The organism is Desulfurobacterium atlanticum (assembly GCF_900188395.1).
GTDB lineage: Bacteria > Aquificota > Aquificia > Desulfurobacteriales > Desulfurobacteriaceae > Desulfurobacterium_A > Desulfurobacterium_A atlanticum.
Window position 1 is genome coordinate 98,216 of the sequence record NZ_FZOB01000003.1, and the last position, 13,284, is coordinate 111,499.

At 33.9% G+C, this 13,284-nt stretch carries 13 protein-coding genes; 3 read left to right on the forward strand and 10 right to left on the reverse strand.

Annotated elements, in window-relative coordinates; translation table 11 throughout:
- Nucleotides 1-4: 4 nt before the first annotated feature.
- The gene (locus CHB58_RS03145; protein WP_089322655.1) at nucleotides 5-1,543 is read left to right on the forward strand and encodes an ArnT family glycosyltransferase; all 1,539 of its coding nucleotides are present in this window, start codon (nucleotides 5-7) and stop codon (nucleotides 1,541-1,543) included.
- Here the strand turns inward: CHB58_RS03145 and CHB58_RS03150 are convergent.
- The 7 genes from CHB58_RS03150 to CHB58_RS03180 all read right to left on the reverse strand — a co-directional run bounded on the left by CHB58_RS03150 (nucleotide 1,522) and on the right by CHB58_RS03180 (nucleotide 8,793).
- The gene (locus CHB58_RS03150; RefSeq protein WP_089322656.1) at nucleotides 1,522-2,082 is read right to left on the reverse strand and encodes a phosphatase PAP2 family protein; all 561 of its coding nucleotides are present in this window, start codon (nucleotides 2,080-2,082) and stop codon (nucleotides 1,522-1,524) included. The two genes, CHB58_RS03145 and CHB58_RS03150, sit on opposite strands and share 22 nt — an antisense overlap.
- Nucleotides 2,079-3,158: a PHP domain-containing protein gene (locus CHB58_RS03155; protein WP_089322657.1), complete on the reverse strand. Its 1,080-nt coding sequence runs from the start codon at nucleotides 3,156-3,158 to the stop codon at nucleotides 2,079-2,081. Before CHB58_RS03155 ends, CHB58_RS03150 begins: the two co-directional genes overlap by 4 nt.
- A gap of 11 nt (nucleotides 3,159-3,169) precedes the next feature.
- On the reverse strand, nucleotides 3,170-4,879 hold the full coding sequence (locus CHB58_RS03160) for an ABC transporter ATP-binding protein (RefSeq protein WP_089322658.1): 1,710 nt from the start codon (nucleotides 4,877-4,879) through the stop codon (nucleotides 3,170-3,172).
- Nucleotides 4,880-5,117: 238 nt separating this feature from the next.
- A complete protein-coding gene (locus tag CHB58_RS03165; RefSeq protein WP_089322659.1) occupies nucleotides 5,118-5,939 on the reverse strand; it encodes a CoB--CoM heterodisulfide reductase iron-sulfur subunit B family protein in 822 nt (273 codons plus the stop codon).
- On the reverse strand, nucleotides 5,930-6,958 hold the full coding sequence (locus tag CHB58_RS03170) for a succinate dehydrogenase/fumarate reductase iron-sulfur subunit (RefSeq protein ID WP_089322660.1): 1,029 nt from the start codon (nucleotides 6,956-6,958) through the stop codon (nucleotides 5,930-5,932). The genes CHB58_RS03165 and CHB58_RS03170 overlap by 10 nt, the downstream gene beginning before the upstream one ends.
- Before the next feature lie 34 nt (nucleotides 6,959-6,992).
- Nucleotides 6,993-8,561, reverse strand: a complete 1,569-nt coding sequence (locus tag CHB58_RS03175; RefSeq protein WP_089322661.1) for an ArnT family glycosyltransferase — start codon at nucleotides 8,559-8,561, stop codon at nucleotides 6,993-6,995.
- On the reverse strand, nucleotides 8,521-8,793 hold the full coding sequence (locus CHB58_RS03180) for a hypothetical protein (RefSeq protein WP_089322662.1): 273 nt from the start codon (nucleotides 8,791-8,793) through the stop codon (nucleotides 8,521-8,523). Before CHB58_RS03180 ends, CHB58_RS03175 begins: the two co-directional genes overlap by 41 nt.
- A gap of 86 nt (nucleotides 8,794-8,879) precedes the next feature.
- On the opposite strand from CHB58_RS03180, the gene CHB58_RS03185 reads away from it, so the two are divergent.
- Complete coding sequence (locus CHB58_RS03185; RefSeq protein WP_089322663.1) at nucleotides 8,880-9,842, forward strand: glycosyltransferase family 2 protein; 963 nt, start codon at nucleotides 8,880-8,882, stop codon at nucleotides 9,840-9,842.
- Entirely contained in the window at nucleotides 9,829-10,728 is a 900-nt protein-coding gene (locus CHB58_RS03190; protein ID WP_089322664.1) for a lysylphosphatidylglycerol synthase transmembrane domain-containing protein, read from the forward strand. Before CHB58_RS03185 ends, CHB58_RS03190 begins: the two co-directional genes overlap by 14 nt.
- A 26-nt stretch (nucleotides 10,729-10,754) precedes the next feature.
- On the opposite strand, the gene CHB58_RS03195 is transcribed toward CHB58_RS03190, so the two are convergent.
- Genes CHB58_RS03195 through CHB58_RS03205 form a run of 3 tightly spaced genes read right to left on the reverse strand, consistent with a single transcriptional unit; the run spans nucleotide 10,755 to nucleotide 13,228 of the window.
- A complete protein-coding gene (locus CHB58_RS03195; RefSeq protein ID WP_089322665.1) occupies nucleotides 10,755-11,540 on the reverse strand; it encodes a hypothetical protein in 786 nt (261 codons plus the stop codon).
- A gap of 1 nt (nucleotide 11,541) precedes the next feature.
- Nucleotides 11,542-12,312 carry a radical SAM protein gene (locus tag CHB58_RS03200; RefSeq protein ID WP_245807324.1) on the reverse strand — a complete coding sequence of 257 codons (771 nt, stop codon included), beginning with the start codon at nucleotides 12,310-12,312 and terminating at the stop codon, nucleotides 11,542-11,544.
- Nucleotides 12,305-13,228 (reverse strand): PSP1 domain-containing protein, encoded by a 924-nt coding sequence (locus CHB58_RS03205; RefSeq protein WP_089322666.1) that lies wholly within the window; start codon nucleotides 13,226-13,228, stop codon nucleotides 12,305-12,307. Before CHB58_RS03205 ends, CHB58_RS03200 begins: the two co-directional genes overlap by 8 nt.
- Nucleotides 13,229-13,284 lie beyond the last annotated feature (56 nt).

Below are 13,284 nucleotides of genomic sequence, written 5' to 3' on the forward strand. Positions count from 1 at the left end.
ATGGATGAGTTTAAGAGAGAAAGTAGGAAAATATGAATTTTTATTAATGGTGCTTGTAGTATTTGCATTTTTCTTGCCTCTTGGACTTTACCCCCTTTTTGACCTTGATGAGGGAGCTTTTAGTGAAGCCACAAGGGAGATGCTTATTTCAGGTAATTACATTACCACATATCTTAACGGTGTTCCAAGGTTTGATAAGCCTATTCTAATATACTGGCTTCAGGCTTTGAGTGTTAAGATTTTTGGTCTTAATGAGTTTGCATTTAGATTTCCTTCTGCTTTAGCAGCTGCTTTCTGGGCAGCAGGAATCTATTTCTTCACAAAGAAATATTTTGGTAGAAGAAGTGCAATTTTTGCAACACTTTTTATGGTTTCATCTCTTCAGATAAATATGATAGCAAAGGCGGCAATTGCAGATGCACTGCTTAATATGTTTATAGCTTTTTCAATGTTTTCCTTGTGGATATTTATAGAAAAGAAGGAAAACAAGTATATTTATCTGTCGTTCCTTTTCATAGGATTTGGAACATTAACAAAAGGACCTGTAGCAATTTTGATTCCTCTTGCAACATTCTTTTTTTATTCCCTTTTTACACGGAACCTTGGGAAATTTTTTAAAGCTTTTTTTAACTTGAAAGGAATAGCAATTTTCTCTGCAGTGGCACTTCCATGGTACATTCTTGAGTATCTTGATCAGGGTATGAATTTTGTAAGAGGATTCTTTTTAAAACACAACCTTGAGCGGTTTAAAAAACCTTTAGAAAAGCACAGTGGCAGCTTTCTTTACTACGTGCCGGTAATTCTTACCGGCTTACTTCCCTTTACCACTCTCTTTTTATCTTTTTTAAAGCGGATGAAAGAGTTTTTGTATAAGGATATAGGTCTATTTCTTTCTATCTGGTTTTTCTTTGTTTTTCTCTTCTTCTCTTTTTCGGGAACGAAGCTACCTCACTATGTGATTTACGGATATACTCCAGTTTTTATATTTATGGGAGCTGTGTTTGATAAATTTTATAAGGGAGTTGATTTAAAACTTGTAGTTCCTCCTTTGATTCTTTTGATTTTTCTCTTTTTCTTTCCAGATATTGCTGTTTTTTCAAAGCGATTTATTAAAGATATGTATATAAAAGCTCTGCTTGATGGTGTTCCGGAGTATTTTAATTTTACCTACAGAGTTTTGATAGCTGTTTGTGGTGGAGTGATTTTAGCAATACCTTTTATAAAACTGGATAGAGTGGTAAAACTTTTTATTGTTTCTTTTTCGTTCCTTTTTGTCGTAAACTACGTTGTTGCACCATCTTATGCCAATGTTGTGCAGCTTCCTATAAAGGAGGCTGGGTTAATTGCGAAAGATAAAGGATACAAAGTTGTTATGTATGGCTTAAATGTTCCAAGTTTTATTGTTTATTCTGAAAGGCTTGTTGAAAAGAGAAAACCAAAAAAAGGCGATGTTGTTCTAACTAAGATTTCAAAGCTTAAAAATATAAAATCCTACGAAATAATTTATCACAAAAACGGTATCTATCTTATAAAGGTAAAGTAGCAGGATACTATGAAGTATCCTGCTATGCCTGAGAGGAAACCGATTAGTCCTCCGACTAAAACATCAAACGGAAAGTGAGCTCCCATATATACTCTTCCTATTCCTATTGTTATTGCGTAGATTGTAAATACAAGTATCAGGAGTGGATTTGCGTAAAATATTATTGAGCCAAGAAGCGTAAAGGCAAAAGCGGAATCTGCTGAAGGAAAGCTTTTTAAAGTTACCTGCTCAAGAAGTTTTACATTTTCCATAAGTTTTGACGGTCTGTAGTGTTTAAATGTGTATTTGATTAAAGGCATAAGGATACCTGTAATAATCATTGACAGTGTAAGGTGGATGACAGCTTTTTTCCCTCCTGCAATGTAAAAAATTGGATAAAACAGAGGAAGGGAGTAAGTTTTTCCAAGACGGAAAAAGTATTTATAAAACGTGTTTAACCTGTCTATGTCTATGTTGTTTATTTTTCTGAAAAGCTTCACATTCCATTTCATTTTCATTTCCCAGTCAGGGGGAAAGAGTCTATCTTTCTTTTTTTTCATTTTGTAACCTCAAAGTAGTTTGTTATTGCAACAGGTTTGAACCCAAAATATAGATTTCCCAAACGAAAGTCGTATTCAAAAACTTCTACGTGATAGAATCCTTCATCTTCAAGTTTAAAAGTAAAAGCTGGCTTATCAGTTATTTTTATAGGATTGCCGTCTTTTTTTATCATTTTAAGTGTTTTTTTCTTTTTTGCGGAAATGTTTAAGATAGAACCTGAAGGGACTTTTTCTCCAGGAAGAAAAACTTTTCCGTTTTTCGTACATAGAAAGTCTCCTTCAAAACCTTCTATGGATAAATAAAGATTTCCGTTTGCTATCGCTTTCATTATGGATTCTTTATTTTTTATAGGTTTTCTGGAATAAATTTTGTTTATCAACCATCTGAATCCGTTTATGTAGGACGGGATTAGAATTCCGTGGGTGTGTTCCTGATATACTGCTTTTATATGGATATCAAGTCCGCCAATGATTTTAAGTTTTTTTGCCCTTTCTGTGTAAAGTTTACTCCACGTTTCAAGAGGTATAAGGGAGTTCCACTTTCTCAAGAGATTCCTTGTAAAGGGCCAGAAAAAAATATTTTTAATAAGCGTAGCTATTGTAAGGGGCTTGTTCCATACGATTGCGTCTTTTATGTTTATAATTTCGTATAGATGGTCTTCTTTAAACTCTCCTTTCCATCTGTAGTGGTCAAATTCAAAGTTATTTGGATGGGAGATAACAGGAATTTTATTTCCAAGGAGCAAAAGTCTTCCTGACGGTGTGTTTTTTTCAACACCTGTTATCGTTCTTTCATCTTCAAAAAATTTATAGTTGTCATTGTCATGGTCTGTGATAAAAGCATAGTCTATGGCGTTAACTTCCATCGCTTTTTTTATGTCGGAAGGTTTTCCAAGTGAATCTCTTGAAAACTGTGTGTGAATGTGAATTGCAACATTGTATCTGTATATGTTTTGTGGAATCTTAACTTTATATGAAAGTCCTTTTTCCAGTTTTTTCAGCCTCTTTATTGGTCTTATATCAAGATAGAAGAAGAAAAGCAGCAGGAGAAAAATCACAAAAAACAGAGGGAACATTTAACCTCCTTTTAATTTTCTGTTTCTGATATTGTGCAAAATTTATAAAAAGCTCCCTTTTTAGCAATAAGCTCATCTTTTGTTCCCTCTTCCACAATTTTTCCGTTTTCCATAACTATTATTCTGTTAGCTATTTTAAGGGTTTTTAATCTGTGGGTTATCATAAGAATGGTTTTATCTTTAAAGTGGTTTTTTATCTCTTCCATAACGTACTCTTCGGTTTCAACATCAAGGGCTGATGTAGCTTCATCAATTATGAGAATATCTGGATTTTTAAGGAATATTCGTGCTATTGCTATTCTTTGCCGCTCTCCACCAGAAAGTCTTGATCCTTTCTCACCAAGCACCGTATCAAGGCCGTGTTCAAGTTTAAAAACAAAGTTAGCTTTTGCCTTTTTAAGGGCTTCTATAAGTTCCTCATCTGTTGCGTCAGGTTTGGCCACTAAAAGGTTGTTTCTAAGTGTATCGTTGAAAATGAACACTTCCTGGGATATCATGCCTATTCTGTTCCTTATACTTGGAAGTGAATATTTTTTTAGTTCAGTTCCATCTATTAAAACTTCTCCTGCATATTCTTTAACAAGTCCCGGTAGAATTTTTACAAGGGTAGATTTTCCTGAACCGGTTAATCCAACTATTCCTATTTTTTCTCCCTTTCTAACTGTAAAATTTATATCTTTCAGAATATGGTTGTTACCTATTATTACATTGACATTTTTATATTCAATTTTGTCCTTTAACCCGTTAAAATCTGCTCCTTCAGCTTTTTCTTCAGGAATATTAAGAATAAACTGGATTCTTTCAATTACAGGGGATAAAGCTTTTAGGTTTATGATGCCTCTTTGTAGAATCTGCATAGAGTTAATAATTATCAAAACTCCACCGAGGAAAGAGAAGAAATCTCCCGGTGTTATCTCTCCTTTTATGATTCTTATTCCACCGTAAAATATTATTCCACCTGTGGCTGCGTATGCCAGTATTTCTGTTGTTGATAGATAAACTGTTTCGTAGAACTTACTTTTTTTCTGCCTTTCAAATAGAGTTTCATTTATTCTTTCAAAAACTTTGAAAAAGATGGTCTTTTTAAACAGCTTTACAACTTCAAAGCCTGAAATTATCTGATTCAGGTGCTGGATGTAATCTGAAAAACTTTCCTGCTGTTTTTGAGAGTATTTTTTTCTTTTGTTTCCGAGAAAATCTAAAGCCAGACTTAGAAAGGGGATTATTATTGTAAAAATAAGAAACATTCTCCAGTCTCTGTAGATGAGAACTATTATGACTCCTATTACTGTAAATGTTTCTGTGATTATGTTTGTTCCTATTGTGGAGGATATTTCTGCAAATTTTTCAAGGTCTGTGGTTGCTCTGCTTATAAGGTCACCAGGGGAAATTTTCCTTAAAAAAGAAGGTTCTGCGTTTATTATTTTTTCATGCATTTTTTTTCTTAAATCTTTAACTGCTTTAAATATTACAAGGGGATAGATATAATTTTTAAGAAAGAATCCTATCTGTTTTGAGACTGCAAGAAGTAGAAGAATAGATACAACTACAACAAGCTTTTCGTAGCTTTTGGCTATAAATACATCATCAACAACATTTTTTACAATATATGCAAGTCCCGCAAGTCCTATAGATTCAAGAATAGAACCAAATATTGCCAGAGCAACTAACTTCCAATCTTTTTTTAGGATGAGGAGAAGGAACTTTATATCTTTTCGCATAGTTCTCCCTGTTGCTGTTTCTAATGGCCAAAGTATAACATTTTAGGTTTAAAGATGTTTTAAATGATTGAATTTGACATATAAAGGGATAGCTGATAAATTTAAGTAAACTTAATATACGGGGGTTATTATGGAAGCACTTGCACTTGCTGCTAAAGCATGGGGCATTCTTACTGCCTTTATAGCTATTGTTGGACCTTTGAAGGATGAGTGATTTAAAGCCCGCAAGCGCGGGCTTTTACAGTTTCACCGGTATTTTGTGGTAAATTATTCCTGAATCTTCATGAGAAAATCCAAGGGAAAGAGCTATAAGTTCTGGTAAGAAGAGGACTGGAATCTCTCTTTCAACTTTTGCTTCTTTCTGCATCATATCAAACCCCTTGAAACACAAGGGGCACGGAGTAACTATAAACTCGGCTTCTGCTTCTTTCATACTGTTAACGATTCTTTTTATCTTCTTGAGGGCTGTTGCTTTGTCTGTATAAATTGAATGGTATCCGCAACAGGCGTCTTCTTCCTTATAGCGAATTGGTGTTCCACCGCATAATTCTATAATTTTTTCAAGACTTCCATGTTTTGCAATCTTTTCAGGATATTTGAGGTGGCAACCGTAGTAAGGGGCGAATCTGTAGGGAAGAGAAATTTTTATATATTCGGATAGCTTTTCAAATCCTATTTTTTCAACTATGAAAGGCATAATGTGCCAGATTTTTTTCTCTCCTGAATAGTAAAGGTTCTCCTCCTCAAGAATTTTGTTAACCTTTTTTTTTACAGTTTCGCTGCTATCTAAAAGTTTCTTTGCACGGTTGATTACCATAAAACATGTATTACAGCTTATTAATAAGTCAAGATTCTCTTTTTCAGCTGCTGCAATATTTCTTGCGTTTATTAGTGTAGATAAAAATCTGCTTTCTTCATCTATAACGTTTCCACCGCAACATATGGTTTTCCTTACTTCAGGAAGTTCAACTCCAAATACGGAAAACACTTTTTTAATTACATCAAACAGAATAAAATCAAGTCCTTGAAAACAGCAACCTCTATAAAAGCCTATTCGCATTTATTGTCTCCTTTAAGGAGTTTTTCTATCTTTTCATCTATTTGTCTTATCTTTTTAAAATTAATGCTTTCAATGTCTCCTTCTTCTATTAAAGCCCGTATTATAAGATCCCTTAATGCCAAAAAGCCATCAGGAAGATGAGGAATTTCCCAGATTTCAACTCCATGCTCTTTACAGAAATTTATAAAGTCGCGGACAGCTTTTTCATTATCATATACATCAAGAGGAAGATACAGTCTATTTATCTGCCCTGTTGCATAGACCCAGTTCAAGTAATGTGACAATTTACGTGCACCGGGGGTTTCTTTGTGTCCGAGCTTTACAGTTTCATTTCTGATTTTTTGAATGTCGTGTGCTGGTGCTATGTTTTTAGGGCAAAAAGCAACACATTTTTGACACTGAACACATGACCATACAGAGGCGTTTAGTGCTATTTTCACACGTTCTTTATGGGTTTCTTCCTTTTCTCGTGAATCTGCTATAAACCGATAGGTTTTCACAAATGCAAAAGGTCCGGCAAAAGGAGTATTTTCTTTTAAAGTTTCACACACGCTACAACAGGTAAGGCATAAAATACAGTCGGTTTCTTTAGAGTATTTTTCCACCTCATCGGGAGATATTTTAAATTCTTCATTTTCAGGAGGGATTTTATTTTCAAGCCACAGTTTAAATCTTCTAAGTGTATCCTGCTTTCCTTCAATATCCACCACAAGGTCTTTTATTATTTTAAAGCCGTCTATTGGTTCAATTATAAGTTTTTCAACTTCAAATTCATCAACTATTTCTTTGATTTGGGTTTTACATGCAAGTAGTGGTTTTCCATTAACTCTTACTGTACATGACCCGCACACTCCGCTCCTGCAGAAGGCTCTAAAAGTAAGAGAAGGGTCTATGTTTTCTTTTATGTAGTTAAGGAGGTCTAAGATGGTGATACCTTCTTTAAATGGAACTTTAAATATATCATATCTAACTTTTTTCCCTTTCTTCGTTCGGAAGATCTTTACCTTTATTTCCTTCACTGATAAACCTCATTTTTATTTGTTCTATCTAAATTTATTGCTTTTTGCAAAGATAGAAAGTTTTCTTTCCAAGTTTAAACTCTTTTATAACTTTTCCTTTTGGAGAATTTTCCGAGATAAAAAGAGCGTTTACAGGAATGGCTCTATAGTTTTTAAATGGAAGTGGAAGTTGTCTGCTTTTTTCTACGTAAAATCCTATTTTAGTATCAGGAGTAATAGTGTAAAGTGACTTTCCCTGCGTTAACTTTGCTATCTCCATGGAGACTTTTCTGTAATTGGGACGTTTGAACTCTGCAACCGATAGATAATAACTACTGTAAAATCCTCTTACTATAAGCATTGCACATCCTAAAATAAGAACGAAATTCGTTACATCTATCCTTTTCATAAAGTAGAAATAAACAAAATAAGCGACTATCAAGAAAAATATTGTTGCGTTTAGTGCTATATCTGTTCTTAATGTTAACCATATTGTGCCAATTATTCCAATGAAAAGTAATACATCCATTAAAAATTGCATAAAAGCGACGCCTCTTTTAAAGTTAACAGTTTTTTCATACAAAATGGATGAAAAAATTATGGAGATAAAAGGAAATATAGGAATGAGATATCTCATGCGAGTTCTGGGGGATAAAAAATATAGAATAAGGTTGGCCACAATTAAAAGAGCTATTTCTTTTAAAAATTTGTTATTTTTTAAATATTTAAAATTGCAATTTACCCTCTTTTTGTAAAATTCAAACGCCATTGCTGCTGACCAGGGAATTAAAGCATAAAAAAGCATCGGAAAGAATAAGGCCATTCCTTTTAATGTTTTTAATAGAGAGTTTGTTAGGGCAGTTCTTCTTGCTGCTTCTTTCCACAAGGTTAAAAGAGCTTTTTCAGGAGAAATTGATACTACCCACATAACAAAAGGAGATATACCTATGATTGCACCGAGAAAATGGGCTGGTTGAAAAAATTCTTTCCACTGTTTTCTATAGAAAAGAATAGTGAAGACTGATATCAGGAAAAAAGCTAACCCCGGTAGTCCTTTTGTTAAAAACGCTAAAGATGAAAACAGGTAACCTAAAATCCAGCCTTTTAACTTTTCTCCTTTTTCAAAAAATGTGTACCATAGAGATATTGATAAAAATACAAAAAAGGTGAATATCATGTCCGGTTCACATTTTGTTGAATATTCTATTGATACAAGTCCGATGGTCAGGAAAATAATGGAGGATAAAACTGCCACTTTTTCCCGCAGGAATTTTTTAGAAAACATATAGATGCCGGAAGCTGTTAGAACCGTTGTTATAAGAGAAGGTAAACGCATTGTGAATTCATTTATAAATTTAGGATTAAAGCCGGAAAATAGAAGTATTATCCAGTTATGTAGTGGAGGTTTTCTAAAATATGGGACCATTAAAACCGTTGGTTGAAGGAAATTGTGGCGGAACAGCATTTCTAAGGCTACTATACCTCTCCGTGGCTCTTCATGTCTTAGGGAAAATAGCCACATATTAATGATGGCAGCTATAAGAAAGCCCATAATGAATAGTTTTAAAGTTTTGTTGTCTATTTCAGGAGTTTTCTTTAGTGTTATGGGAATTTTTCTTTTCATCTACTAAAACCTCTTTGAAAAAATCTTCCGGGATATCAGGTTTTGTCCCAACCGGATACATCTCTACATCTATGGTGTTACATTCGGGACATTTAAAGTAGCTTATCCATAACCCATTCTTCCCTGCAATTTCTTTAATTTCTCCGTTTTTGTTAAGGTTTCGGGAACCTATGTACTCAAACTCACCAACATTTCCACAGGTGCTACATTTTAGTAGTTTCTTGAATTTCAATTCAATCCTCCATACATTTTCACAGGCAAATTATATAACATGCTGGTATAATTTGGGCTAATTAAATTTCTTATGGAGATGTAAATATGAGAGAGAAAAAACTTTCTATAGTGATACCTCTTTATAATGAGGAAGAAAATGTTAACGAGCTTTATAACAGGTTGAAAGAGGTTCTTGATGCTCTTCCTTACGACTATGAGATTATTTTTGTAGATGATGGGAGTACAGATAGAACAGTAGAAAAACTTGAAGAGATAGCGAAAAAAGATTCTAAAGTGAAAGTTGTTGAGTTTGCGAGAAATTTTGGTCAGACACCTGCAATGATGGCTGGAATGGATATAGCTTCTGGTGATGTTATTATCACCATGGATGGAGATTTGCAGAACGATCCTGTTGATATTCCAAGGCTTCTTGAGAAGATTGATGAAGGCTATGATGTTGTAAGTGGCTGGAGAAAAAACAGGAAAGATGCCACTGTATCAAGAAAAATTCCTTCAAAAATTGCAAACTGGCTGATAGGTAAGCTTACAGGCGTAAGGATTCACGATTATGGATGTTCTTTAAAAGCGTATAGAAGCAATGTTATAAAAAGGATTCGTCTTTACGGTGAAATGCATAGGTTTATCCCTGCAGTTGTTTCTACCGTTACTTCTCCAGATAAAATAATAGAAATTCCTGTTAGACACCATCCCCGTAAATATGGAAAATCAAAATATGGTATTTCAAGAACTTTTAAGGTGATTGTTGATCTTTTTTATGTTTGGTTTGTTAAAAAATATATGCAGAAACCGATCCATTTTTTTGGAGGAATAGGTCTTTTTCTACTTTTTGTGGGTCTTACTTTTTTTCTATACCTTTTGAGTGTTAAACTTCTGGGTAATCCAATAGGCGGCAGGCCTCTTCTGGTTATTTCTGTTATGTGTATAATTGCAGGTCTTCAGATGCTTACTACGGGAATAATAAGTGAAATTTTGATGAGAATATACTATGAGTCCCAGCAGAAAAAGCCTTATGTTATAAGGAGAGTTTTAAACGGTGAAGAAAACTAATCTGATAGTATCTGCTTTTATTTTTGCTCTTTTTATATACATCCTTTATAAATTTGATGTTTTTTCACAACTTGGTTTAATGTTGAAAACGGCAGATTATTCTTTGGTTTTTCTTTCTTTTCTGGTTTATCTTTCTGTTTATTTTTTCAGGGCTCTAAGGCTAAGGCTTTATATAGAAGAGGTTTCTATTGCAGAGATGTTTTCAGTAATAGGAGTTCATACGTTCTTTAATAATATCTTACCTTTCCGCTCAGGTGAAACTTCTTTTCCAATAATTTTGAAAAAGCTTTTTAGTATTGAAATAACAAAATCATCAATGGTCCTTTTAGGCGCAAGGATATTTGACCTTGTTTCTCTTTCTATACTTTTCCTTTTTTCTCTATTTTTTGTTTCATTTTCTGATAGAAGATTGATATTTTTTCCTATAATAGCTGTACTAATAATGGGGTTTCTTCTGGTTCTTTCCTATAAAATACTTCACTTTTTTAAAGGAAAGGTTCCTTTTTTTGAAAAGATCTTGCTGGTTTCCGCCATATTTGTAAAGATAGATAAGCTTGTTATGATGTTTCTTTTTTCAATTCTTATATGGAGTTTAAAATTTACAGCATTTATGTTAATTTTGAAAGCTGCTCATCTTAACATTGGATTTTTCAAGACTATTTTTGTTTCCACTTTTGCCGAGCTTACAACGGTGTTGCCGATTCACAGTTTTGGTGGATTTGGAACTTTTGAAGCTGGTATGGTTGGTGGATTTTCTCTTATAGGAATAGATCCAAAGGAAGCTTTACCTTATGCTGTCTATTTTCATTCTCTTGTGTTGCTTATTTCTGGTGTTATGGCTATTTCTGGCTGGATTTATTTGTCTTTTAAAGTTAGAAAAGGATAAATAAGGGTAAATTTTGTATATTTAACTTAGTCTATTTCTTCCAGAATGTCTACTATAGTTTTTATTTTAAAGTAGATTTTCTCTTCTCCATCACATTTTAAAATCCATCTTTTTATATCAGGTATGTATTTTGTAAAATTTCCCGGAGCAAAGCTTGCAAGGGTTATTTCAACTTCTTTAAAGTGCTGTTTTAAGGTTTTAGCCAGAAGATTGAGATATCTGACTTTGTCTCTTATCTTTCTGCCCCTTTTATCATTCCTTTTTCCCAGTTCAAAGAAGAAAGCAAGGTTTGATTTACACTCATATCCTTCTACATAATCTTTTCCCCAGAATACCACATCTATGTTTTTACCTGTTAAAGAATTTTTATCACAGCGGATTTCTATCTTTTTCCCGTTTATCATCGGCTGACAGTGCATACACACAAGGTCAACCTTCCACTTTTTTGCAGGTCCAAGAAGATAAATTATCTCTTCAAACAGTCTTCCTTTCCTGATAGCAATCACATCATCCTGTGGTATCTCTTTTCCAGCAGAGTTTTCTGCCTGTTTCAGAAAGAATTTAACTAAAAGTTTCCATAAAATTTTCTTTTCTTCTGTATCAAGGGGAAGCTGTTTCAGGAGAGTTTCCTTTGAACTTTCAAATTCATAAAAGTCCTTTAGGTGATTTACATTCTTTAGCAAATTTGCCACAGCAATAATTGATTCAAACCGCTTTCCCCGTCTAAAGCAGCACAGAAACTGTGCAAGCTCTTTTACAGGTTCACCTAAAAACCGCTCCACATCAACGTAGCAACTGAATCGGTTACCCATTCTATTTCCTGTTAATAGTTAATGTTCCGCATCCGCCTAACGGGTCTGTCCTGAATCTGTTACTTAGAGTTGTTCGAATTTTCTTTTTCCTTAGAAACAGAAACGCATCTTCGTACTCTTTTTCTGATACCGGCAGGAAACAGTTGTGGTGTGTTTTGTTATACATCATTAGCATTACTGTTAAACTGTATTTTCCAGCAAATTCAGAAAGCAAGGAAAGTTCTTTTTCGCTGTGGTTAACTCCTTTTAGCAACAAATATCCTATCTGATATTTCTTTCTCTGACTTTTTGATAAATTCTTTATATGTTTTTCAAAAATCTCTTTTGATTTTTCAAAGGGAAAGCTGTTAGGAAAAAGTTTTTCTCTCACAGTTTTTGAAAACCCGTGAACTGAAAATGTGACTCCATCATGTTTTGCGAGCAAAATAGCTTTGAATCCTTCGGTATTGAAGCCTGTAGTTGTAATTGTTACTTTAAGATTCTGACTTTTAAAATAGTTTAAAGCGTTTATAACATTTTTCCAGTTAGCTGTGGGTTCCCCTATTCCGGCGATAGCTATTCCCCTTATGTTTAGCTTTTCTTTTAGAATTTCATATTGGGAAACTATTTCATCACAGGAGAGATTTCTTAAAAATCCGTTACTTCCAGATGCACAAAAGTTGCATCTGACAGGGCAACCTACCTGAGTTGAAACACATAAAGTATCACCTCTGTAGAAAACAGATTCTATCTGAAATCCATCTTCTGTTTCAAAAATAAATAGTTTATTCAAACTGTTCTGGTATCTCTTCTTCAGCTTCAATGTGGGTTTTAGTAAAACATTTGAATTTATCATCAACACATCTCTTTACCTCCTGTATATACTTTTCCCATTCATCTTCAGGGATAAAGTTTTTAATGTCTATCTGCTTTTTTACGCCTGAGTCAACTTCAACTGTGATCTTTTCGGTGGGTATGTTTACATCAAGCACTTTAGCTTTTGTTCCGTCTATTGAAATAATATCTCCTATCTGGGGAAGAAATTCTCTTATTTTGTAAATCGGCTCTTCATACTTAAGGCAGCACATAAGTCTTCCACATACACCAGACAGTTTTGCGGGGTTGGGAGGAAGTCCCTGTATCCTTGCCATTGTAAGAGAAATGGAATCAAAACATTCTAAATACTGCTTACAACAACACTCTTTTCCGCACATTCCAATAGAACCTATCATTTTTACTTCGTCTCTTACACCTATCTGGCGGAGTTCTATTCTTAATTTAAAGTGGGAAGCAAGATCTCTTACAAGTTGTCTAAAATCAACCCGTGTTTCAGATGTGAAGTAGAAAACGAGCCTTTCTCTGTTTAAGGTGGTGTAAGCTTTTACAAGCTTCATAGGTAGCTTATGTTTTGCTATTTTCTCTTTGCATATGGGAATGGCTTCCTGACAGAAATTTCTATTTTCAGCAAATTTTTCAAGGTCATCATCAGTTGGCTTCCTTAATACTTTGAAAACTGATTCTTCTTTGAATCCGAAAGAATTGAACGTTTCTTCACATATAGTATAGACGGCGAGAGTTTTAACTATTTCAACTCCCCTATCTGTTTCTACCACAACTTTTTCATTATACTCTGCTTTAAAATCTATGGGAGCAACAGCTATTCCTGTTTTTTCAGTGTCAAAGTATTTGAATTTCAAAACTGTTTTCATGGGTTTCTCCTGATTTTTATCTGTACTTTAATATTAACGAAATAAAGCTTCAGCTA

Excerpts from the sequence above, each read along its gene's own strand:
- CHB58_RS03145 (WP_089322655.1), top strand. The coding sequence starts at position 5 with ATGAGTTTAAGAGAGAAAGTAGGAAAATATGAATTTTTATTAATGGTG.
- CHB58_RS03150 (WP_089322656.1), bottom strand. The coding sequence starts at position 2,082 with ATGAAAAAAAAGAAAGATAGACTCTTTCCCCCTGACTGGGAAATGAAA.
- CHB58_RS03155 (WP_089322657.1), bottom strand. The coding sequence starts at position 3,158 with ATGTTCCCTCTGTTTTTTGTGATTTTTCTCCTGCTGCTTTTCTTCTTC.
- CHB58_RS03160 (WP_089322658.1), bottom strand. The coding sequence starts at position 4,879 with ATGCGAAAAGATATAAAGTTCCTTCTCCTCATCCTAAAAAAAGATTGG.
- CHB58_RS03165 (WP_089322659.1), bottom strand. The coding sequence starts at position 5,939 with ATGCGAATAGGCTTTTATAGAGGTTGCTGTTTTCAAGGACTTGATTTT.
- CHB58_RS03175 (WP_089322661.1), bottom strand. The coding sequence starts at position 8,561 with ATGAAAAGAAAAATTCCCATAACACTAAAGAAAACTCCTGAAATAGAC.
- CHB58_RS03185 (WP_089322663.1), top strand. The coding sequence starts at position 8,880 with ATGAGAGAGAAAAAACTTTCTATAGTGATACCTCTTTATAATGAGGAA.
- CHB58_RS03195 (WP_089322665.1), bottom strand. The coding sequence starts at position 11,540 with ATGGGTAACCGATTCAGTTGCTACGTTGATGTGGAGCGGTTTTTAGGT.
- CHB58_RS03205 (WP_089322666.1), bottom strand. The coding sequence starts at position 13,228 with ATGAAAACAGTTTTGAAATTCAAATACTTTGACACTGAAAAAACAGGA.